Raw genomic sequence first — 21,605 nt, forward strand, 5'->3', positions numbered from 1 at the left:
GACCTTGCCCAACATTTCCATGGTGATCACCTCTGATCCTCTGCCTCAAAATGAGGCAGAGAGGTTAAACACCCTGGTCAGTTTTCAGCCGGAATTCACCCCTCTACATGGTCAGTTTTCGGCCGGCGCCAACAGCATGGTGCCGCCCGTTCAATGGGCGAGCCGTGCGGGGGGCCTTCGGGCTCGCCGGTCTCCTTTGCCCGGTCTCTCAACCCGCACGGTTCCGCCCACCCCGTTTGAGAGCGGGAGCGGAGTTCAAGGCCGCAAGCAAAGGAGCACCACCATGCACCCCCACCACCAAGGCGCGACCGCGCCGACCATCCGCACCAGTTACACCCCTGGCCCCTGGCATGAGCACAGCCATCGGCAGATCGGCCCCGATGAAGGCATCGTCTGCGAAGTCTGGTCCGCCATCGGCTGGGGCGACACGGCCATCGAACAGGCCGACGCCAATGTCCGCCTGATCGCCGCCGCGCCCGAGCTGCACCACGCCTGCGCGCCCGCCGAGGCCCTGCTGACCCGCCAGAAGTGGAAAGCCGATCTGCACTCGACTGAAGGTGCGCTGCTGATCGAGCTACGCACCGCCCTGGCGAAAGTGGAAGGGGGCGCGGCATGAGCGCGATCACCCGCCTGCACCTCTACCGCACCCTGCGCTTGATCGCTGGGCCTGCGCTCGCCTACCGTCTGGTTTTCAACGGGAGGGCATGAGCATGAGACAGCCGATCTACGAATCCATGGCCATGCTGCTGGACAAGGCGCACGACAACCTGACCCCTGCCGAATGGCGTCAACTGACCGAGTTGTCGGCAGCCGCTTCGAGCGAGGCGCTACGGTTGTCCGAGGTGACGGCGAGCCTCGCCAGTCTCGTGCTGGCCGATGCGAAGAACCCGGAGCGCGGCGGACACTTCCAGAACGCGGACGACGTTTTTACGCTGCTGGCCGCGCTGTCGCATTCGCTCGAAACTGTGGCGGCAATGGCCGAAACTGGCAGCTATGCGGCATCGATGCCGCTGCGGCAGGAGGTGGCCGCATGAGTACGCCGACGCTGGCCGCTGACGCGGTGGGATACCTTCGCCTCTGCGCCGAGAGCTTCGACCAGCTCGCGGCGATCCTCAAGACCATCGAGGGCGCGACAGCCGAACACCACCATCTGCACGCCCTGGCTGGCGCGGGGCTGCACGTCGCGGCGGATATGCGCGAGCTGGCGAGAAGCTGGCGGGACGAAGTGCAGGCGCACGGCATCGGCTGACCAGGATCAGCGCCAGCACCATCAACCGGACCCGGCCTGTGTGCCGGGTTTGTCGTTTGAGAGGCGGTGCAGCCCGGCTGGTAGAATCCGCCCGTTGTCTGGAGGATTCTGCCGAAATCCGCGTGATGTGTGCCCATATGTGTGCCCACGTCGATATCTGATGATCACGAAGCCCTTGCGCCGAAAGGGATGTAGAGGGTTTGCTTGCTTCTGCATCGTAGTCCGAAACGTTCCCAGACGATCGCTGGAGACTTCCGCGGGCGTTCTTTCCGGACTTGTGCGCGTACCCGATGAGGCGCAACGGCTGCAGCAGACTTCAGCCCGACGAGCACCCGGCGTGGTCGGGGCTGGTGGCCGGAAGGCCGCCCGGCATGGCGGATGCAGCACTCGCAAGTCATTACCGGGCGCAAGCCGCTGCTTGCGGCCCCCGAAAATCAAGTCCAGGGAGTCGCGATGACGTGCTCCCACATCGAGCCCGGGGGCGGGAAGTTTTTCCGGGCTCCGGTTTTTGCCGGACGCCCCCTCCCGATTGGCGGCTGCGGCCGGATTCATGCCGGGCCATTTTCTTGTTTCACGTGAAACAATAGCGCTGTCGTGGCCGTGCCCTCCGCGGTGCGGGGCGGCGACAGGGCTTCATCAAGGGTGGCGGATGCGCTCCGTCGCGCTCGCGATTGAGGAAAAATGGAAACCGAATATCTTTTCGTCGTCCTGGGGCTTGCCGCGCTGTTTGCCGGGTTTGTCGACGCGGTCGTCGGCGGTGGCGGCCTGATTCAGCTCCCGGCGCTGTTTGCCGCTTTCCCGGCGGCAATGCCGGCGACGCTGTTCGGCACCAACAAGCTGGCGAGCATTGTCGGCACCGGCAGCGCCGCGATCCAGTACGGTCGCCGCGTCCGCATTCCATGGCGGGTGGCGGCACCGGGGGCGCTCGCGGCGCTGATCGGCTCATGGTACGGGGCGAAGGCAGTGGCCTTTCTCGATCCCGCGATCCTCAGGCCGCTGATCCTGCTGCTGCTCGTGCTGGTGGCAATCTACACTTTTGTCCGCAAGGATCTGGGAGCGGTGTCGACCGAGTCGGAGCACGGTGCGCGCTCGGTGCTGCTGGCGCTCGCGATCGGGTTCGGGATCGGGTTTTATGACGGTTTTTTTGGTCCAGGTACGGGCAGTTTCCTGATTTTTCTGTTCATCCGCCTGCTCGGGATGGATTTTCTGCGCGCCTCGGTATCGGCCAAGATCCTCAATGTCGCGACGAATGTCGCCGCGATTGCCTACTTCGTCGGCAATGTCGAGCTGTTGTGGGCACTTGCCGCCGTGATGGCCGTGTGCAACCTGAGTGGGGCGGTTCTCGGCTCGAGGATGGCGCTGCGACATGGAACGGGTTTCGTGCGCAAGATGTTCCTCGGCGTCGTGCTGGTACTGATCGCGCGTCTCGCCTATGACACGTTCCTGCGTTGACCCATTCCTTGTTCCACGTGAAACAGGAAGGACAAATCTTTGGAGAAATATTGTATTAGCGCAGCATGATAAAATGATTATTTATGTCTTCATGTAGCCATGCCGAGGAAATGAACGGACTTCATCTGATTGCCGATCTGTATCGCTGTGAACCGGCGAACGGGCTGTTGGTCGAGCGCGCTGCGCTTGAAACCCTGTGTGTCGGGGAGTGCCGCAGCGCGGGCTTGAGCCCGCTGGGGGCGTATTTCTACCAGTTTGTCGATGAGCACGGCGAGGCGGCCGGCGTCACCGGCACCGTGGTGCTCGCCGAATCCCACCTGGCGATCCACACCTGGCCGGAGAGCGGTGAAGTGACGCTCGATGTCTATGTCTGCAACTTCTCCCGCGACAACAGTGGCCGTGCCCGCGAGCTGTTCCGGTGCGTCATCGATGCCTTGCGCCCGGAGGAAATCGTCAGCCATGAAGTGGTGCGCGGCCGCTTGCCCGCCGAGGTCTGAATCATGAGCGATCCCCGCCCCCGCTTTCCCGATGGACTGCTGGCCGAATTCCTGGCCGAGGATGCCGGTTATTTCGTCCGCGGCGATCGCCTGCTCGAGGCCGGCCGTTCCGCATGGCAGGACTACGAAGTGTGGGAGACTGCGCGTTTCGGGCGGTTGTTCCGCCTCGACGGCTGCTTCATGACCTCGGAGCGGGACGAGTTCCATTACCACGAAAACCTGATCCACGTGCCGGGCATGGCGCATGCGGGCCTGCGCCGGGCGTTGATCATCGGGGGGGGCGACGGCGGTTCGGCGGAGGAACTGCTCAAGTACCCCTCGGTCGAGAAAGTGGTGATCGCCGAGCTCGATGCCAAGGTGGTTGATATCGCGCGGCGCTACTTTCAGGCGGTACACCGTGGTGCCTTCGACGATCCCCGCGTCGAGCTCCGCATCGGCGATGGCATGCGCTATGTCCATGACGACGCCCCGGCCGCAGGCGAGCGTTACGACCTCATCGTGCTCGATCTGACCGACCCGGTCGGGCCCGCCGAAGCCCTCTATTCCGAAGCTTTTTTCGCCGCCTGCCGGGCCTTGCTGACCGAAGGCGGTGCGCTCTGCCTGCACATCGGCACCCCGGTGTTCCAGCCCGAGCGGGTGCAGGCGCTGGTCCAGCGCCTGCGGCGGGTATTCGCCTGCGTGCGCCCGTATTTCCTCCACATTCCGCTGTACGGCAGCCTGTGGGGGATGGCCACGGCCGCGGATGAGCTCGATCCGCTGGCGATCGATGCTGCCGAAATCGATCGAAGGCTCTGTGAGCGCGCCATTTCCCTGCTGCAGCACTACAATGGCGCCGTGCACCGCGCTCAGTTCGCGCTTCCGAATCATCTCCGCGATTTGCTCGCCTGAGCGCCGCAATCCCTTTTTCCCTTCGATCGTGACCACTCCTTCAAGGCCTGTCCGGCGGGCACCGACGCGCCCTGCCGCTCTCCCCGAAACACGCCGGCGCCCTCCCGCTGCGCGCCTGCGCGAAGACAGCCTGGCCTATGCCTTGCAGCAGGCCGCGGGGATGGTGGCGGCGGTCATCGACGGCGGCAATCTCACCGACGCCTTCGAGCGCCTGCTCGCCCGCCATCCGGCTTGGCCGGATACGGTCCGCGGTGCGATTCGCGATCTCGCGTGGACGACGCTGCGTGAATACGGGCGGGGCGATGCCGTCCTGGCCCACCTGGTGCACACCCCGCCACCGGTCGACATCCGGGCCCTGCTGCTGGTGGCGTTGCAGCGCCTGTGGCAGAAGCCGGAGCAGGCGCACACGGTGGTCGATCAGGCGGTGGAAGCCGCAGTGGCGCTGATGCCCGGGCTCAAAGGCATGGTCAATGGCGTGCTGCGCAACGCCCTGCGTCGCCAAGGGCAGTGGCAGGCATGGATCGAGGCCGATCCGGGAGCGCGCCACGCCTGCCCGCCGTGGTGGCAGGCGCGGCTGCGGGCGGCGCATCCGCAGCTCTGGCAGGCGGTGCTTGAGGCCAGCCGTCAGCGCCCGCCGATGGCGCTGCGGGTCAATCCGCGCCGCTCGACGGTGGCGGATGCCCTGGCCGAGCTCGAAGCCGCAGGCGCATCCGCCCGCGTACTCGAAAACGGTGCCTTGCTGCTCGCCCAGCCACGTGCGGTGGCCCGTCTGCCGGGCTATGCCGAAGGTCGGGTATCGGTGCAGGACGCCGGTGCGCAGTGGGCGGCGCGGCTGCTGCACGCCGAGGCCGGAATGCGCGTGCTCGACGCCTGCGCCGCTCCCGGCGGGAAGACCGCCCATGTGCTCGAAGGAGCCGATGTCGATCTGCTCGCCCTTGAGCTCGATCCGCTGCGCGCCGGGCGCATCGAGCGCAATCTCGCCCGCCTCGGCCTTGCGGCCACGGTCAGGGTGGCCGACTGCCGGCGGCTGGATTCGTGGTGGGACGGCCGCCCGTTCGAACGCATCCTCGCCGACGTGCCTTGCTCCGCCTCCGGGGTGGTCAGGCGCCATCCCGACATCAAGTGGCTGCGCCGTGACACCGACATCGCCCGTTTCGCCGCACAGCAGGCGGAAATCCTCGATGCGCTTTGGCGCGTGCTGGCCCCGGGTGGCACAATGCTCTACGTCACCTGCTCGGTGTTCGATCAAGAAAATGCCGGGCAGATCGCCCGTTTCTGCGCCCGCCATGCGGACGCCGAGCGACTCCCCATCGATGGTCGTACCGAGCTGCAGCTGCTGCCCAATGCCGAACATGACGGCTTCTATTTCGCTCGCCTGCGCAAGGCGCCTTGAGCGCCTGCTGCGCGCCGCCGCATTCATTCTCGCCGCCGTGCTCGCGCCCGTGGCCCATGCTGACGAGGGCATCATCCGCAGCGCCGAAGTCGTCCCCGGCGACGGCGGCTACGTCCTCAATGCCGACATCGACTTCGCGCTCAATCCGCGCCTGGCCGATGCCGTGAACCGTGGCGTGGCGTTGTTCTTCACCACCGAGCTGGTGATCGAGCGCCCGCGCTGGTACTGGTTCGACCGTGTCGAAGTGGAGCGCAGCCTCGACTACCGCCTGTCCTACCATGCGATCACGCGCAGCTACCGCCTGTCGATCGGCAGTCTGCACCAGAGTCTGGATACGCTCGAGGCCGCCGTGCTGACGATGCAGCGCGTACGCAACTGGCATGTCGCCGAGAGCGCTGCGCTGGACGAGGGTGTGGTGTACGACGTCGCGCTGCGCTTCCGCCTCGACACCAGCAAGCTGCCCAAGCCTTTCCAGGTCACCGCGCTCGGCAGCCGCGACTGGAATCTCGGCACCGACTGGCGGCGCTGGGTCTTTCAACCAGGGACGCCGGGCTTGCAATGAAGCGGATCCTTCTCGTCGTTGCCGCCGCCCTGGCCGGGATCTCGCTGTTCCTGCTGACTTCGGCCAGCGCCAACACCGAGCTGTTCGCCCGCAGCTATCCTTTCCTGCTCGCCCTCAACGGCATGGTCGCGGTGGTGCTCGCCGGTCTGGTCGGCGTCCAGCTGCGCCAGCTGTGGCGGGAATACCGCGCCCGCCAGTTCGGCTCCCGGCTCAAGTATCGATTGGTGCTGATGTTCGCGCTGATGGGCGTGGTGCCGGGGGTCGTCGTCTATGCGGTGTCGCTGCAGTTCGTGGTGCGCAGCATCGAGTCCTGGTTCGACGTGCGCGTCGATTCGGCGCTGGAAGGGGGGATCGCGCTCGGCCAGAATGCGCTCGATTTTCTCGTCAGCCAGCTCAGGGACAAGGGCGACGACCTCGTTCTCGAGCTCGAGCGCAGCGACCCGGTCGCGCCGGCCCTGCTCAACCGCCTGCGCGAGCAGGCCGGTGTCGGCAGCGCCACGGTGCTCACCGCCGCGGGTCAGGTGCTGGCCACCGCCGCCGAGAGCGGCCAGGGCCTGATTCCCGACCTGCCCAACCCGGCGCAGCTGCGCCAGGCCCGCCAGAGCCGCTCCTTCCACGCCGTCGACAGCCTGCCCGATGGCCGCCTGGTGATCCGCGTGATCGTGCCGATTCCGCGGCGCACCCTGGCCGGCGAAACCCGGCTGCTGCAACTGACCCAGGCGGTGCCGGAGACTTTCGGCCGCCACGCCGAAGCGGTGCAGGAAGCGTACCGCGACTACCAGCAGCTCACCCTCGGGCGGAGCGGACTGCAGCGCATCTATACCCTCACCCTGAGCCTGACCCTGCTGCTGGCGCTGCTCACCGCGGTGGCCGCGGCCTTCCTTATCGCCCGCCGCCTGGCGGCGCCGCTGCTGATCCTCGCCGAAGGCACGCAGGCGGTGGCGCAGGGCGACTTCAGCCCGCGTCAGGCCCTGCCCGCGCACGACGAGCTCGGCGTGCTGACCCAGTCCTTCAACCGCATGACCCGCCAGCTCGAGGATGCCCGCGCCGCTGCGGAGCGCAACCGCACCGCGGTGGAGTCGGCACGGGCCTACCTCGAGAGCGTGCTCGCCAACCTGTCGACCGGCGTGCTCGCGTTTTCCGCCGACGGCGGCCTGCGTGCGGCCAATCATGGCGCGCTGCAGATCCTCGACGACGACCTCGCCGGCTTCGAGGATCTCACCCTCGAAGAATGGCCGCGCCTGATGCCGTTCCGCGATGCCCTGCTCGAAGGCTTCGGTACCCACGAGGGCGACTGGCAGGCCGAGATCGAGCTGCCGGTCAAGGACAGCTCGCCGCTGACCCTGCTGATCCACGGCTCGCGCCTGCCGGCGGCCACCGGCGGCGGCCTGGTGGTGGTGTTCGACGACATCTCCCGCCTGGTCGCGGCGCAGCGCACCGCGGCGTGGGGCGAGGTCGCCCGTCGCCTGGCGCACGAGATCAAGAACCCGCTGACGCCGATCCAGCTTTCGGCCGAGCGCCTGGCGCTGAAGCTCTCCGACCGCCTCGACGACAGCGGGCGCGAAATGCTCGCACGCGCCACGACCACGATCGTCAATCAGGTCGAGGCGATGAAGAACCTCGTCAACGCCTTCCGCGACTACGCGCGCCTGCCCGCGCCCCGCTTCGAGGCGCTGGACCTCAACGCGCTGATCCGCGAGGTGCTGATCCTGTACGAAAGTTCGGCGCTGCGTATCCGCCTCGAGCTCGACCCCGCGCTGGGACGGGTGAAGGGCGATCCGACCCAGATCCGGCAGGTGATCCACAATATGCTGCAAAATGCGCAGGATGCGCTCGCCGGCAGCGAGGAGGGCGAGCTGTGCCTGGCGACGCGCGGCGATGGCGAGCGCGTCGTGCTGCTGTTCCGCGACAACGGTCCGGGCTTTCCGGCCGAGGTGCTGGCGCACGCCTTCGAACCCTACTTCACCACCAAGTCGCGCGGCACCGGGCTGGGGCTGGCGATGGTGAAGAAAATCATCGACGAACATGGTGGAGACGTCCGCATCGCCAACCGCGAGGGGAGCGGTGCGGAGATCCGTATTCGGCTGCGTCTGGCCGAATCCAATGGTGCACACTGAAAAATGGCAAAGATACTGATCGTTGACGATGAAATCGGCATTCGCGAGCTGCTCTCCGAGATCCTGCGCGACGAAGGGCACGACGTTCTCCTCGCCGAGAATGCCACCGCGGCACGCGGGGTGCGCAACGCCGCACGCCCCGACATGGTGCTCCTCGACATCTGGATGCCTGATACCGATGGCATAACCTTGCTGAAGGAATGGGCGGCCAACGGCCAGCTCAACATGCCGGTGGTGGTGATGTCCGGCCACGGCACCATCGATACCGCAGTCGAGGCCACCCGGATCGGCGCGATCGACTACCTGGAAAAGCCGATCGCGCTGCAAAAGCTCCTCGCGGCGGTCAAGCGCGGGCTGCAGCGGCCGCAGGCCCAGGGTACGCCGCCGGCACTGACCCTGGACGCGTTCACCCGCTCGCTGCCGCTGCGCGAGCTCAAGCGCCGGGTCGAGCAGATCGCCGGCAGTTCGCGCCTGCTGCTGCTGCGCACCGGAAGCGGCTCGCTCGCCGAGCTGGTGGCGCGCAGCGTGCTGTCCGGCAGCGCGCCCTGGCTCGACCTGGGCGCGGTCACCGCGCCGCTCGACATCGCCCAGCTGCAGGCGACCCAGGGCGGGGTGCTGTTCGTCCCCGAACTGGCCCGCCTGTCGCGACCGCAGCAGAAGAACCTGGCCTTCGCCCTCGAGCGCCTGGAGCGCTACGACCTGCGCCTGGTCGTGGCTACCGAGCGCAGCCAGAAAGCGCTCGCCGTCGAGGGCTGGGACGCCGGTCTGCTCGCCAGGCTGTTCGAAGTCAGCATGGCGCTGCCATCGATCGCCGAAGTGCGCGACGACCTCCCCGAACTCGCCAGCCAGATCCTGCTCCACCTCGTCGAGGCCCATGAAGTGCCGCTGCGGCGCCTGTCCACCGCGGCGCTCAACCAGCTGCGCAACCTGCCGTGGCCAGGCGGCTACGCCGAGCTGCGGGCGGCGGTGAAGTCTCTCGCCCTGGGCACGCTGGAAGAGGAAATCGGCGCTGCCGAGGTGCGCCGCCTGCTGCCGGCGGAGGCCGGCGCCGGCACCTGCGGCGTGCCGCTCGACCAGCCCCTGCGCGAGGCGCGCGAGGCCTTCGAGCGCATGTACTTCGAGCACCATCTGCGCCTCGAAGCCGGCAACATGACCCGGCTCGCGGAAAAGACCGGGCTCGAACGCACCCACCTTTACCGCAAGCTCAAGCAGCTCGGCCTGCAGCCGGGCCGCCGCCACGAGGACGTCTAGCGCGGACGCCATCCGCACGGCGTCGTCGTTGCAATGCAACATCCGGTTTCAGGTGCCGCCCCGCACGCGTAGAATCCAGGTCCCTGCAGATCAATCGGAAAATCGCGGTGAAGATCATCATCCTGGGGGCCGGACAGGTCGGTGCCTCGGTGGCCGAGAACCTCGTCTCCGAAGCGAACGACATCACCCTCGTCGACACCAGCGACGAGCCGCTGGCCGCACAGCGCGACCGCCTTGAAGTGCGCACCGTGTGCGGCAACGCCGCTTCGCCTTCGGTGCTCAGGGAGGCCGGCGCCGACGATGCCGACCTGCTGATCGCGGTCACCCAGTCCGACCAGACCAACCTCTGCGCGTGCCGCATCGCGAAGGCGATGTTCAACCTGCCCACCCGCATCGCCCGTCTGCGCTCGACCGACTACGTCGACCATCCCGAACTGCTCGACGACAGCAACTTCGCGGTCGATTTCTCGATCTGCCCGGAACAGGTCGTCACCGACTACGTCAAGCGCCTGATCGCCTTCCCGGAAGCCCTGCAGGTGCTCGAATTCGCCGATGGCGTGGTCAGCCTGATCTGCGTGCGCGCGTTCGAAGGCGGCCCCCTGGTCGGCCATCCGCTGAAGGCGCTGCGCTTTCACCTGCCCAACGTCGAAGTGCGCATCGCCGCGATCTACCGCGAGGGCGTGCCGATCATCCCCGAAGGCGACAGCGTGATCATTCCCGGCGACGAGGTATTCTGCCTCGCCGCCACCGTCCATATCCGCCAGGTCATGCGCGAGATGCGGCGCACCGATCGGCCGATGCGCCGGATCATGATCGCCGGTGGCGGCAACATCGGTTTCCGTCTCGCCCAGTCGATCGAAGAGAACTACCACGTCAAGATCCTCGAAGTGAATCGCACGCGCGCGGAGATGCTCGCTTCGCAGCTGTCGCGCGCGCTGGTGCTGCGCGGCGACTCCACCGACGAGAAGCTGCTCGAGAACGAAGGCATCGACGAGACCGACCTGTTCGTTGCCCTGACCAACGACGAGGAAGACAACATCATGTCCGCCTCGCTCGCCAAGCGCATGGGCGCGCGCCGCACCCTGGCCCTGATCAACCGCAAGAGCTACGTCGACCTGGTCCAGGGCGGCCCGATCGACATCGCCATCTCCCCCGCCCACGCCTCGATCGGCACCCTCCTTGCCCACGTCCGCCGTGGCGACGTGGTCGCGGTGCACAGCCTGCGGCGCGGCGCGGCGGAAGCGCTCGAAATCATCGCCCACGGCAACCGCAAGGACTCGAAGGTGGTCGGCCGCATGATCGAGGAGATCGCCCTGCCCAAGGGCGCGACGATCGGCGTCATCGTCCGCGACGAAAAAAACGACGAAGGCCGGGTGGTGCGCCGCGAGGTCATCATGCCCCACCACGACACGGTGATCGTCGAGAACGACCACGTGATCGTGTTCTGCACCAGCAAGAAGCTCGTGCGCAAGGTCGAGAAGCTGTTCCAGGTCGGTTTCACCTTCCTCTGACCCCGGTTCCCTGCATGCGTGCCTACCACCCCGCGCTCAACGCGCTCGGCCTGATCATCATGATCTTCGGCCTGCTGATGGGCTTTCCGCTCGTCGTCTCGGCCTGGCTCGACGACGGCGCCACCCTCGCCTACGACCAGGCGATCTTCGTCACCTTCGTCGCCGGCCTGCTGCTGTGGGCGGCGACCCGCAGCCGGCGCCGCGACCTGCGGGTGCACGACGGCTTCTTCCTGGTCGCCGCCACCTGGGTCGTGCTGCCGCTGTTCGGGGCGCTGCCGCTGCTCGCCTACCTGCCCGAGCTGCGCTTCACCGACGCCTACTTCGAAGCGGTCTCGGGGCTCACCGCGACCGGCGCGACGGTGCTCACCGGACTCGACGGGATGCCGGTGTCGATCAACCTGTGGCGCACCTTCATGCACTGGATCGGCGGCATGGGGGTGATCGTGCTGGTGGTGGCGATCCTGCCCCTGCTCGGCATCGGCGGGCGGCAGATGTTCAAGGCCGAAGTGCCGACGCCGATGAAGGACTCCAGCCTGACGCCGCGCATCACCGAGACCGCCAAGGGCCTGTGGCTCGCCTACGTGCTGCTCACCATCGCCTGCGGCCTGAGCCTGTGGGGGGCCGGGCTCGAGGGCTGGGACGCGGTCATCCACGCCTTCTCCATCGCCGGCCTCGGCGGCTTTTCGAGCAAGGACGCCTCGCTCGGGCATTTCCAGAACCTGGGGGTGGAGATCGTCGCCATCGTCTTCGCCCTGCTTGCCGGGCTGAACTACGCCACCCACTATCTCGCCCTCGTGCGGCGCTCGCCCCGGCCCTACCTGCGCGACCCGGAAATTCCCTTCTACTTCGGCGTGCTCGCGGTCAGCATCGTCCTGCTCACCGCCTACCTGATGCGCTTCGAGGCCCACGCCGACCTCGGCACCACGCTGCGCTACGTCGCCTTCCACGTGGTGTCGATCTCCACCTCGCTCGGGCTGGCGACCTACGACTATACCCTGTGGCCGATGTTCGCCCAGGTCTGGATCCTGTTCCTCGGCAGCTTCATCGCCTGCTCCGGCTCGACCGGCGGCGGCATCAAGATGATGCGGGCGATGATCCTGTACAAGCAGGTGTTCCGCGAAATCGTCCGCTCCCTGCACCCGCACGCGGTGCGCCCGGTGCGCCTGGGGGTCAAGCCGGTGCCCGAGACCATCCTCCACGCCGTGCTCGGCTTCAGCTTCATGTACATGGTGTCGATCGTCAGCATGACCCTGCTGCTGTCGGCCACCGGCCTGGAGCTGATCACCGCCTTCTCGGCAGTGGTGGCCTGCCTCAACAATACCGGCCCCGGGCTGGATGCGGTCGGGCCGGCTTCCAACTATCAGGCCCTGAGCGCGTTCCACAAGTGGGTGCTGGCGTTCACGATGATCCTCGGCCGGCTCGAAATCTTCACCTTCCTCGTCGTCCTGACGCCGACCTTCTGGCGGCGCTGAGCGCCCGGGGGGCGTGTTCCGGTCGTGCTTGACGGGCGACAAGGCCAACCGCGTGCACAAAAGGGGATAATCGAACTTCGTGCCCGAATCGCAGAAACAAGGACTCGCCGTGAGCCGCCTCAAAAACGACACCTTCCTGCGCGCCCTGCTGCGCCAGCCGACCGACTACACCCCTGTCTGGCTGATGCGCCAGGCCGGACGCTACCTGCCCGAGTACTGCGAGACGCGCAAGCGCGCCGGCAGCTTCCTGCAACTGTGCAAGAGTCCGGCGCTGGCCTGCGAGGTCACCCTCCAGCCGCTCGCGCGCTACGAGCTCGACGCCGCGATCCTGTTCTCCGACATCCTCACCGTGCCCGATGCAATGGGCCTCGGCCTCTACTTCGCCGACGGCGAAGGCCCGCGCTTCGAGCGCCCGCTCAAGGACGAATGGGAGATCCGCAACCTCACCGCGCCCGACCCCCACGCCGAACTGCAGTACGTGATGGACGCGGTCGCCGAGATCCGCCGCGCGCTCGACGGCAGCGTGCCGCTGATCGGCTTCTCCGGCAGCCCGTGGACGCTGGCCTGCTACATGGTCGAAGGCGGCTCCTCGGACGACTACCGCAAGGTCAAGACCCTGGCCTACAGCCGCCCGGAGCTGATGCACCACATCCTCGAGGTCACCGCGCAGGCGGTGGTGAGCTATCTCAACGCCCAGATCGAGGCCGGCGCCCAGGCCGTGATGGTGTTCGACTCCTGGGGCGGGGTGCTGTCGGAGGCGGCCTACCGCGAGTTCTCGCTGCGCTACCTCGAGCAGGTTGTCGCCGGCCTGATCCGCGAACGCGACGGCCAGCGCGTGCCCAGCATCGTGTTCACCAAGGGCGGCGGCCTGTGGCTGGAGTCGATCGCCGCGATCGGCTGCGACGCGGTCGGCCTCGACTGGACCATGGACATCGGCCGCGCCCGCCGCCTGGTCGGCGACAAGGTGGCGCTGCAGGGCAACCTCGACCCGAACGTCCTGTTCGCCCCGCCCGAAGCGGTCGCCCGCGAAACCTGCCGTGTGCTCGATGCCTTCGGCAACCACCCGGGGCATGTCTTCAACCTCGGCCACGGCATTTCCCAATTCACCCCCCCCGAGAACGTCAGCGTGCTGGTCGATACCGTCCACCAGTACAGCCGCAGCCTGCGCACGCCGCGCTGAGCGCGGGCCGCCGCGGTGCGCCTGGGAGAACAAAGGCGGCCGCGGCCCGGCCGTCTGTCAACGACAAAATTCCATTTTTTTCTTGACTTGTGCACATCCGGATGCTTTGCCGGGTTGCCGTCGAGGTGGTTCTGCAAATCATTCAACATATTTGACAAGTCGTTGATAAATAACGATTTTTGCAAAAGTTTAATGTTACGGCAAAGTCATGCGAGGCCTGTGCTGACGGTACTTTCAGCGAGATTCACCCAGCTTTCCCACAAACTTATCCACAGATTTTGTGGACAAGCCTGCACTCCGGTTGAATGCCAGATACTTGGCAGGCATTTCCTCTGCCGACTCTCAGGAGTGCGGTACAAGCGATTGATCTGGAATGGATTTTCGTGATCGGGCAGCTTTGAAATGAGTATAGTCCGTGTCGCCCTGCCGGTGCCGTTGCCGCAAGTGTTTGATTATCTTGCCCCGGACGCCACCGCGACGGACGTCGGCCGGTGCGTGAGCGTTCCGTTCGGGCGCGGCGAGCGCAACGGCCTGATCCTGGCCCTGGGGGCGGCCGCGGACATCGAACCCGCCCGTCTCAAGACGGTCCGCCACATCCAGCGCGAAGTCCCGCCCCTGCCGGCAGACTGGCTGGAACTGGTCGATTTCGTCGCCCGCTACTATCACGCCCCGATCGGCGAAGTGGTCGCCCTCGCCCTGCCGCCCGGCCTGCGCCGCGCCGACGGGGTGAGCGGCGAGGACGACGACCCCTTGCTGGAGATTGCCGCAGCGGGGCGCGAGGCGCTGTGCGGCGCCCGCCGCGCGAGCAAGGCCCTGGCCCTGTTGCAGAGCCTGGCGGCGGCCGGCGAAGGTCCCTGGCGGCGCAGCGTGGTGCGCGCGCACGAGGGCGGTGAGGCGGTCGGCGAACTGCTGCGCCGGGACTGGATCCGGGTGGCGGACCGCGTCGCCCCGCGCCACGCCACCGGCGCCCAGCCCGAGCCGACGCCGGAGCAGACGCAGGCGTTGGAGGCGATCCTCGGCGCCGGACCCGGCTTCAAGCCCTGGCTGCTGCACGGCGTCACCGGCAGCGGCAAGACCGAAGTCTATCTGCGCCTGGCCGCGCACCTGCTGGCGCAGGGCCGGCAGGTACTGATGCTGGTGCCGGAGATCGCCCTCACGCCCCAGCTCGAGCACCGCGTGGCGCAGCGCTTCGCCGCCGCGCACGTCGTCAGCCTGCATTCCGCGCTCGCCGACGGTGCGCGCTCGCGCGGTTTCGTGCAGGCGCTCGCGGGCCACGCCGACATCGTCCTCGGCACCCGGCTGGCGGTGTTCGCGCCGCTGCCGCGGCTCGGCCTGATCCTCGTCGACGAGGAGCACGACGCCTCCTACAAGCAGCAGGAAGGAGTGCGCTACTCGGCGCGCGACCTCGCCGTGTGGCGCGCGCGCCAGCACGGCGTGCCGGTGGTGCTGGGCTCGGCCACGCCGTCGCTGGAAACCTGGTACCACGCCCGTAGCGAGCGCTATGCGCTGCAGCCCCTGACCCAGCGCGCGCTCGCCGCGACCCTGCCGGCGGTGCGCTGCATCGACACCCGCCGCCTGCGCCTCGACGAAGGCCTCAGCCCGGCGCTGCAGGCGGCGCTCGGCGAGCGCCTCGCGCGTGGCGAGCAGAGCCTGGTGTTCCTCAACCGCCGCGGCTATGCGCCGGTGCTGTCGTGCCCGTCCTGCGGCTGGGTCGGCCGCTGCCCGCACTGCTCGGCCAACCTCGTCGTCCACCTCGCCGACCGCCGCCTGCGTTGCCACCACTGCGGCTGCGACGGGCCGATCCCGACCGCCTGCCCGAGCTGCGGCGACCAGGACATCCGGCCTTTCGGGCGCGGCACCCAGCGTGTCGAGGCGCGCCTCGCCGAGCTGTTTCCGCAGGCCCGGGTGCTGCGCGTCGACCGCGATGCCGCGCGCACCCGCAAGCAGTGGGAAAGCCTGCTCGCGACCATCGCCGCAGGCGGCGCCGACATCCTCGTCGGCACCCAGATGATGGCCAAGGGCCACGATTTTCCCAACCTCACCCTGGTCGGCGTGATCGGCGCCGATGCCGCGCTCCACGCCGCCGACTTCCGCGCTCCCGAGCGCCTGTTCCAGCAGCTGATGCAGGTCGGCGGCCGCGCCGGGCGCGGCGCCCTGGCGGGCGAGGTGCTGATCCAGACCGAATATCCGGCGCACCCGCTCTACCAGCAGCTGGCGCGCCACGACTTCGACGCCTTCGCCCGCATGGCGCTGCAGGAGCGGCGCAGCGCGGGTTTTCCGCCGTTCACCCACCAGGCGATGCTGCGCGCCGACGCGCCCGCGCTCGACGACGCCGTCGACTTCCTGCGCCATGCCCGCCGGCTGGCCGAGGAGCGCGCTCCCGAGGGCCTGCGCCTCTACGATCCGGTGCCGATGCGGCTGACCCGGCTGGCGCGGCGCGAGCGCGCCCAGCTGCTGATCGAGGCCGACCAGCGCGGCCTGCTGCAGGGCTTTCTCGCCGGCTGGGTGGCGCTGCTCTACCGCCAGCGCACCGCGCGCGAGTTGCGCTGGCAGCTCGATGTCGACCCGCTGGAAGTGTGAGACCGACCCACCTGCATCCGGGGGTGCGTTCAGCGCTGCTCGGCGAGCATCCGTCCGAGGCGCTCGATCGCCTGTTCGTGGGCGGCGGACCAGGGGTGGCCGAAGTTCAGCCGGAGGCAGTCGCGGTAGGCGCGCCGCGGCGAAAACATCGGCCCCGGGGCGAGGCTGATGCCTTCGTCGAGCGCCCTCCGGTGCAGCGCCAGGGTGTCGGCCCACGGCGGCAGCTGGACCCAGGTGAAATAGCCGCCGCGCGGCCGGGTGATGCGGCTGGCCGCGGGGAAATGGCGTTCGAGTGCGGCCGCGAGCCGCGCTTCCTGGCGTTCGAGGGTGGTGCGCAGGCGGCGCAGGTGGGGGTCGAAGGCGCCGCTGCGCAGGAAGTCGGCGAGGGCGATCTGGACCGGGACCGTGGTGGCGAGGCTGGTCGCGATCTTCAGACGCTGGACTTTCTGCGCGAAGCGCCCGGCGGCGACCCAGCCCACCCGGTAGCCGGGAGCGAGGCACTTGGAGAAGCTCGACACGTGGAGGACGAGCCCGCTGCGGTCGAGCGCCTTCATCGCCAGCGGCGCGCGGCGGCCGAAATACAGCTCGGCGTAGGTGTCGTCCTCGATCAGCGGCACGTCGTGGCGCTGCAGCAGCGCGAGCAGCGCCGGGCGCTGGTCGTCGGGCACGAGCGCGCCGAGCGGGTTCTGGAAGTTCGGCATCAGCACGCAGGCTTTGACCGGGTGCGCACGCAAGGCCTGCTCGAGCGCGGGCAGGCTGACGCCGTCGCGCGGATGGGTCGGGATCTCGAGCACCCGCAGGTGCAGGCGCTCGATCGCCTGGAGCACGGCGTAAAAGGCCGGCGACTCGATCGCCACCAGGTCGCCGGGCCGGGTCAGCGCCTGCAGGCACAGGTTGAGCGCCTCCATCGCCCCCGACGTGATCACGATCTCGTCGCCGGCCACGGCCGTGCCGCCGTGCAGGTAGCGCAACGCGATCTGGCGGCGCAGCTCGTCGTTGCCCGGCGGCAGGTCGGTGACGGTGGCGCGCGGGTCCATGCCGCGCGCGGCGGCGGCCAGGCAGCGGCCGAGACGCTCGAACGGAAACAGGAACGGGCTGATGAAGCTCGAGCCGAGGGGCACGACCGCCGGGTCGCGGGCCGACTCCAGGATCTCGAAGATGAAGTCGCTGACCTTGAGCACGGTCGAACGGCCGGCGGGGCGGGTGATGCCGGGTTCGGCGAGGGCCTGATGGGCGCGCACGAAGTAGCCTGACTGCGGCCGCGCCTCGACCAAGCCGCGGCTTTCGAGCCGGTGATAGGCCTCGAGCACGGTTGCCGGGCTCAGGTGCCGGGCACGACAGGCCTGGCGGATCGAAGGCAGGCGCTCGCCCGGGCGCAGCACGCCGTCGCGGATGTGCTGTTCGATGTCCAGTGCCAGGCGCTCGTAGAGGTGCATCGGTCGATTGTATGCCGCGCACGGCGCTGTTACGGTCGCCGATGCGGGCGGCTGTACCTGTGAAACGGCGGCCGGGTGGCGAATAATGCGGAATCGGGGATCGACGGAAAGGCGGATCGGCATGACATCGGCAGCGTTACCGGAATACCGCGCAGGCGACGCGGAGCGCGGCATGGGCCGTACCTCCGGCCGGGTGCCGGGCAACGCCGGCATTTGGGTCGGCATCACCTGCGAGTTCGTCGAGTTCCTCGTCCTGTTCGCGGTCTACTTCGTCGCCCGGGCGCACTTCCCGCAGGCTTTCGAGGACGGCGCGCCGCGGCTGTCGGCCACCGCCGGAGTCGCGATCACCTTGCTGATGGTCAGCAGCAGCTTCCTCATCGCCTGCTCCGTGGCCACGATCCGCGCCGGCCGGCGGGGGCGGTCGATCGCCTTTCTCGTCGGCGGGCTCGTCCTTGCGCTGGGCTATCCGTTGGCGAAGCTGCTCGAAATCCGCTGGAACCTCGCCCAGGGCATCGACGGCGAGTCGGGAATCTTCTTCACCGTGTATTACTACCTGACCTTCACCCATCTCGTTCATGGCTTCTGGGGCATCCTTGGCATCCTGTGGGTGTTGGGACGCCACGCCATCGGCGCCTATTCGGCGCAAAACCACGACGGGCTGGAAGCGCTGGCGAGCTACTGGCACGCCACCGACATCATCTGGCTGGTCATCTTCGCCCTTTGCTACGTGCTGCCCTGAGCCATGCGAACCGACTCTTCCGCGCCGTCGACGGCCCTCCTTCCGCTCGGCCTCGCCTGGCTGTTCCTCGTCGCCATGACCGTGTTCAGCCTGTGGCTGGTGCGCTGGCTGGGCCCCGCTTCCTGGGTCCAGCTTCCGCTTGCCGCCATCATCTGGCTCAAGGGCTGGGTGGTGGCGAGGTACTTCATCGAGTCTCACCAGACCCACCCGTTCATCGCCTGGGTGATCCGGATCTTCCTCCTCGGCGTGCCGCTCGCCCTCGTGTTGACGACCTGGTTCGGCCCCCAGCTGGCAGGGCTGACCGCGGCACGCTAGCGCGCCGCGCCGGGGGAAGCGTGATCGGGCCGGCGCTCAGCCGACCCGCTCGACCGCGTCCCGGTAGCGCTCGACGGCTTCCTCGCGGCTGCGCGCGCTGACCCCGAGGTCGCGCACCATGCCGTCGTGCAGGCTGTAGCACCAGCCATGGACGGTGACGTTCTGGCCGCGCTGCCAGGCCTCGCGCAGGATCGAAGTCTGGCAGACGTTGACCACCTGGTGCATGGCGTTGAACTCGCACAGGCGGTTCAGGCGCTCGGTGGTGTCGTCGATGCGCGCCAAGCGTTCGTCGTGGCGGTCGCGCACGTCCTGGATGTGGCGCAGCCAGTTGTCGGTGAGCCCGGTGCGGTTGTCGTGCATCGCCGCCCGCACCCCGCCGCAGCCGTAGTGGCCGACCACCAGGATGTGCTTCACGCGCAGGATCTCGACCGCGTAATGGATCACCGACAGGGCGTTGAGGTCGGTATGCACGACGACGTTGGCGATGTTGCGATGGACGAAGACTTCGCCCGGCGCGAGGCCGATGACCTGGTTCGCCGGCACCCGGCTGTCGGAGCAACCAATCCACAGGTACTCCGGGCTCTGCTGGTTGACCAGGCGGGCGAAATATTCCGGATCGTCGGCCTGCATGCGCTCGGACCAGGATTTGTTGTTGGCGAAGAGGTGTTCGATGGACTGGGCCATGATGATCAGCCGGTGGAGGACGGGAATGTGGACAAACAGCTGGATTATGAAGGAGCCCTTCCCTGTTTGTCAGCGCATCGGCAGCATGCACATGAAATTCCCGTCGCACGGTTGTGGCCGCCCCCGGCCGCCGTGTTTCAGTGCGTGATCGGCGTGAAGCCGGGGTCGTCGAAGTAGCGCGCGTAGTGGTCGAGCGCGCCGATCACGGTGACCGCGCCGGCGCGCGGTTGGCGGTGGCCGTCGGCATTTTCCATCGCGCTGGCGCCTTCGAGCAGATCGGCCACCACGAGGTGGAGCTGGGCGTCGGCTTCCGGGCTCAGCCGGCAGTGTTCGACCATGTAGGCGACTTCGGCATTCACCCGCTTCGCCAGCGCCTGGTAGCCGGCGGCAGGCAGGCGGTCGGTGTGGATGTCATCGAGCCGGGCGGCGATGTCGTTGCGGATGTTCGCCATCGCCTGGGCGAGGGGGGCGTCGATCGCCCACTTCTTGCCATGGTCGAGCTGCAGCGTGGCGCCGGCGTTGGCGGCGGGGGCGTGGGTGTGAGCCTGCGGGGCCGATGAAGCGGCCCAGGCGCCGCCTGCGGCGCTGCCGAAGAAAAGACCGAGGGCGGCGGCGAGCGCCGATGCGTGTACTTGAAATTTCATGATTCCTCCGTGTCGTGCGCCGTTTCCGGGGGGCGCAGGCGGCAGTATCCGTGCGCCGCCTTAAACCGCCCTTAAAGTGGCACCGATCCGTCCGCCGGTGGCGGAAAGCCGACCCGCACGGTCAGTCCGCGGCCTCCGGGGCCGTCATCGAGGGTGAGTGCGGCGCGGTGCAGTTCGGCGATGCGGCGCACGATCGACAGCCCCAGGCCGCTGCCTTCCTCGCGGTTGTCGGTGCCGCGGTGAAAGCGCTCGAAGGCCTGCTCCCGCGCCGCGGGCGCAATTCCCGGGCCGCTGTCGGTGACGCGCAGCAGCGGATAGCCGCCGCTCGCCGCGTGCGCCTCCTCGACCGCTAGATCGACGCGCCCGCCCGGCGGGGCGTAGCGGACGGCGTTATCGACCAGGTTGCGCAGCAGCACCGCGAGCAACAGCGGATCGCCGTGCACCGTGCGTTCCTCGCCCGGCAGCAGGCCGAGGTCGATGTTCCGGCGCGCGGCGAACGGCGCCTGGGCGGCGACCGCGTCGTGCGCGAGCGCCCGCAGGCCGACCGGCTGCGGCCGTTCGAGGGCGGTCTGGGGGTCGAGGCGGGCGAGGGTCAGCAGCTGCTCGACCAGCCGGGTCGCGCGTTCGGCGCCACTGACCACGTTGGCGAGCGCGCGCCGGGCCTGGGCGCGGTCGTCGGCGTTGAGCGCCACCTCGGCCTGGGTGCGGATCGCCGCCAGCGGGGTGCGCAGCTCGTGGGCGGCATCGGCGGTGAACCGGCGCTCGAGTTCGCGCGACTGGCGCAGGCGGGCGAACAGCGCGTTCAGCGCCTGCTGCAGGGGCAGGACCTCGCGCGGCACGCGGGTGAGGGCGAGCGGGGCGAGGTTGTCGGGCGCGCGCCGTTCGACTTCGCCGGCGAAGCGCCCGAGCGGGGCGAGGCCGACGCCGACGGCGAGCCAGATCGCCGCCGCCAGCCCGGGGACGGCGAACAGCAGCGGGTGCAGCAGATGGCGGGCGATGCTCTCGGCGAGCGCGGCGCGCAGCGCTGCGGCGCCGGGCGTGGCGGGGAGATGGGTGCCGAGCATGGCGTCGATCTCGCGGTGCGCATCGAGGTAGCTGAAGGCCGCGGTCGCCCCCCAGGCGAGCAGGACCGCGGCCGCCAGCAGGGCGATCAGACGGCGGCGCAGGGAGGGGGGGCGGGAGGGCGTCATGAAGGCATGTCCTCGATCAGGTAGCCCACGCCGCGCACGGTGCGGATCAGCCCGGGGGCGAGCTTGCGGCGCAGGTGGTGGATGAACACTTCCACCGTGTTGCTCCCGACCTCCTCGCCCCAGCCGTAGAGCTGCTCTTCGAGCTGCGCTTTCGACAGCACGCGGCCCTTGCCCAGCAGCAGGGCGTGGAGGATGGCGAACTCGCGTGTGGTCAGCGTCACCGCGCGCCCGCCGAAGCGCACCTGGCGGCGGCCGGGGTCGAGCTGCACGTCGCCGCAGGTGAGCAGCGGTGTCGCGCTGCCGCTCGCGCGTCGCACCAGGGCCCGCAGCCGGGCCGTAAGCGGTAACTGCCCGGCGTCCTTGCCTACTTCGAGATTTCGAAGAGATCGGATCGCAGCGGATTGGCCGCGAAGTGTTGCTTCCACAGCCTTGGGGTGAGCTGCGC

The 21,605-nt window shown here is 68.4% G+C and carries 21 protein-coding genes; 16 read left to right on the forward strand and 5 right to left on the reverse strand.

Annotated elements, in window-relative coordinates; all coding sequences use genetic code 11:
- Positions 1 to 283 precede the first annotated feature (283 nt).
- The 14 genes from MXC99_RS01560 to MXC99_RS01625 all read left to right on the forward strand — a co-directional run bounded on the left by MXC99_RS01560 (position 284) and on the right by MXC99_RS01625 (position 16,152).
- Positions 284 to 616, forward strand: a complete 333-nt coding sequence (locus MXC99_RS01560) for a hypothetical protein (protein WP_247723871.1) — start codon at positions 284 to 286, stop codon at positions 614 to 616.
- Between the two features lie 94 nt (positions 617 to 710).
- Positions 711 to 1,034: a hypothetical protein gene (locus tag MXC99_RS01565; protein WP_247723872.1), complete on the forward strand. Its 324-nt coding sequence runs from the start codon at positions 711 to 713 to the stop codon at positions 1,032 to 1,034.
- Positions 1,031 to 1,249, forward strand: coding sequence for a hypothetical protein (locus tag MXC99_RS01570; RefSeq protein ID WP_247723873.1), 219 nt, complete (start codon positions 1,031 to 1,033; stop codon positions 1,247 to 1,249). The genes MXC99_RS01565 and MXC99_RS01570 overlap by 4 nt, the downstream gene beginning before the upstream one ends.
- 681 nt (positions 1,250 to 1,930) lie before the next feature.
- A complete protein-coding gene (locus MXC99_RS01575) occupies positions 1,931 to 2,701 on the forward strand; it encodes a sulfite exporter TauE/SafE family protein (RefSeq protein WP_247723874.1) in 771 nt (256 codons plus the stop codon).
- A gap of 110 nt (positions 2,702 to 2,811) precedes the next feature.
- The gene (locus MXC99_RS01580) at positions 2,812 to 3,198 is read left to right on the forward strand and encodes an S-adenosylmethionine decarboxylase family protein (RefSeq protein ID WP_247723875.1); all 387 of its coding nucleotides are present in this window, start codon (positions 2,812 to 2,814) and stop codon (positions 3,196 to 3,198) included.
- 3 nt (positions 3,199 to 3,201) lie between these two features.
- On the forward strand, positions 3,202 to 4,086 hold the full coding sequence (gene speE / locus MXC99_RS01585) for a polyamine aminopropyltransferase (protein ID WP_247723876.1): 885 nt from the start codon (positions 3,202 to 3,204) through the stop codon (positions 4,084 to 4,086).
- A gap of 160 nt (positions 4,087 to 4,246) precedes the next feature.
- Entirely contained in the window at positions 4,247 to 5,479 is a 1,233-nt protein-coding gene (gene rsmB, locus MXC99_RS01590; RefSeq protein WP_247723890.1) for a 16S rRNA (cytosine(967)-C(5))-methyltransferase RsmB, read from the forward strand.
- Positions 5,430 to 6,041, forward strand: coding sequence for a DUF4390 domain-containing protein (locus MXC99_RS01595; RefSeq protein ID WP_247723877.1), 612 nt, complete (start codon positions 5,430 to 5,432; stop codon positions 6,039 to 6,041). Before rsmB ends, MXC99_RS01595 begins: the two co-directional genes overlap by 50 nt.
- Positions 6,038 to 8,158, forward strand: coding sequence for a sensor histidine kinase (locus MXC99_RS01600; RefSeq protein WP_247723878.1), 2,121 nt, complete (start codon positions 6,038 to 6,040; stop codon positions 8,156 to 8,158). The genes MXC99_RS01595 and MXC99_RS01600 overlap by 4 nt, the downstream gene beginning before the upstream one ends.
- A gap of 3 nt (positions 8,159 to 8,161) precedes the next feature.
- Positions 8,162 to 9,409, forward strand: coding sequence for a sigma-54-dependent transcriptional regulator (locus MXC99_RS01605; RefSeq protein WP_247723879.1), 1,248 nt, complete (start codon positions 8,162 to 8,164; stop codon positions 9,407 to 9,409).
- Between the two features lie 107 nt (positions 9,410 to 9,516).
- A complete protein-coding gene (gene trkA / locus MXC99_RS01610) occupies positions 9,517 to 10,920 on the forward strand; it encodes a Trk system potassium transporter TrkA (protein WP_247723880.1) in 1,404 nt (467 codons plus the stop codon).
- A gap of 14 nt (positions 10,921 to 10,934) precedes the next feature.
- A complete protein-coding gene (locus MXC99_RS01615; protein WP_247723881.1) occupies positions 10,935 to 12,392 on the forward strand; it encodes a TrkH family potassium uptake protein in 1,458 nt (485 codons plus the stop codon).
- A 109-nt stretch (positions 12,393 to 12,501) separates the two neighbouring features.
- The gene (hemE, locus tag MXC99_RS01620; protein WP_247723882.1) at positions 12,502 to 13,572 is read left to right on the forward strand and encodes a uroporphyrinogen decarboxylase; all 1,071 of its coding nucleotides are present in this window, start codon (positions 12,502 to 12,504) and stop codon (positions 13,570 to 13,572) included.
- 402 nt (positions 13,573 to 13,974) lie between these two features.
- A complete protein-coding gene (locus tag MXC99_RS01625) occupies positions 13,975 to 16,152 on the forward strand; it encodes a primosomal protein N' (RefSeq protein ID WP_247723883.1) in 2,178 nt (725 codons plus the stop codon).
- A gap of 29 nt (positions 16,153 to 16,181) precedes the next feature.
- Here MXC99_RS01625 and MXC99_RS01630 read toward each other — a convergent pair whose 3' ends face one another.
- Positions 16,182 to 17,588, reverse strand: coding sequence for a PLP-dependent aminotransferase family protein (locus MXC99_RS01630; protein WP_247723884.1), 1,407 nt, complete (start codon positions 17,586 to 17,588; stop codon positions 16,182 to 16,184).
- Positions 17,589 to 17,760: 172 nt separating this feature from the next.
- Between MXC99_RS01630 and MXC99_RS01635 the strand changes: the two genes are divergently transcribed.
- Positions 17,761 to 18,327 carry a cytochrome c oxidase subunit 3 family protein gene (locus MXC99_RS01635; protein WP_247723885.1) on the forward strand — a complete coding sequence of 189 codons (567 nt, stop codon included), beginning with the start codon at positions 17,761 to 17,763 and terminating at the stop codon, positions 18,325 to 18,327.
- A gap of 3 nt (positions 18,328 to 18,330) precedes the next feature.
- The gene (locus tag MXC99_RS01640; RefSeq protein ID WP_075149473.1) at positions 18,331 to 18,642 is read left to right on the forward strand and encodes a hypothetical protein; all 312 of its coding nucleotides are present in this window, start codon (positions 18,331 to 18,333) and stop codon (positions 18,640 to 18,642) included.
- A gap of 36 nt (positions 18,643 to 18,678) precedes the next feature.
- Here the strand turns inward: MXC99_RS01640 and can are convergent, their stop codons facing one another.
- The 4 genes from can to MXC99_RS01660 all read right to left on the reverse strand — a co-directional run bounded on the left by can (position 18,679) and on the right by MXC99_RS01660 (position 21,477).
- Entirely contained in the window at positions 18,679 to 19,326 is a 648-nt protein-coding gene (gene can / locus MXC99_RS01645; protein WP_247723886.1) for a carbonate dehydratase, read from the reverse strand.
- Between the two features lie 137 nt (positions 19,327 to 19,463).
- Positions 19,464 to 19,970, reverse strand: coding sequence for a hypothetical protein (locus tag MXC99_RS01650; protein ID WP_247723887.1), 507 nt, complete (start codon positions 19,968 to 19,970; stop codon positions 19,464 to 19,466).
- A gap of 71 nt (positions 19,971 to 20,041) precedes the next feature.
- On the reverse strand, positions 20,042 to 21,160 hold the full coding sequence (locus MXC99_RS01655; protein ID WP_247723888.1) for an ATP-binding protein: 1,119 nt from the start codon (positions 21,158 to 21,160) through the stop codon (positions 20,042 to 20,044).
- On the reverse strand, positions 21,157 to 21,477 hold the full coding sequence (locus tag MXC99_RS01660) for a winged helix-turn-helix domain-containing protein (RefSeq protein WP_432654218.1): 321 nt from the start codon (positions 21,475 to 21,477) through the stop codon (positions 21,157 to 21,159). The genes MXC99_RS01655 and MXC99_RS01660 overlap by 4 nt, the downstream gene beginning before the upstream one ends.
- Positions 21,478 to 21,605 lie beyond the last annotated feature (128 nt).

It is taken from the genome of Thauera aromatica, from assembly GCF_023093595.1.
In the GTDB taxonomy this organism is placed as follows: Bacteria; Pseudomonadota; Gammaproteobacteria; order Burkholderiales; family Rhodocyclaceae; genus Thauera; species Thauera aromatica_A.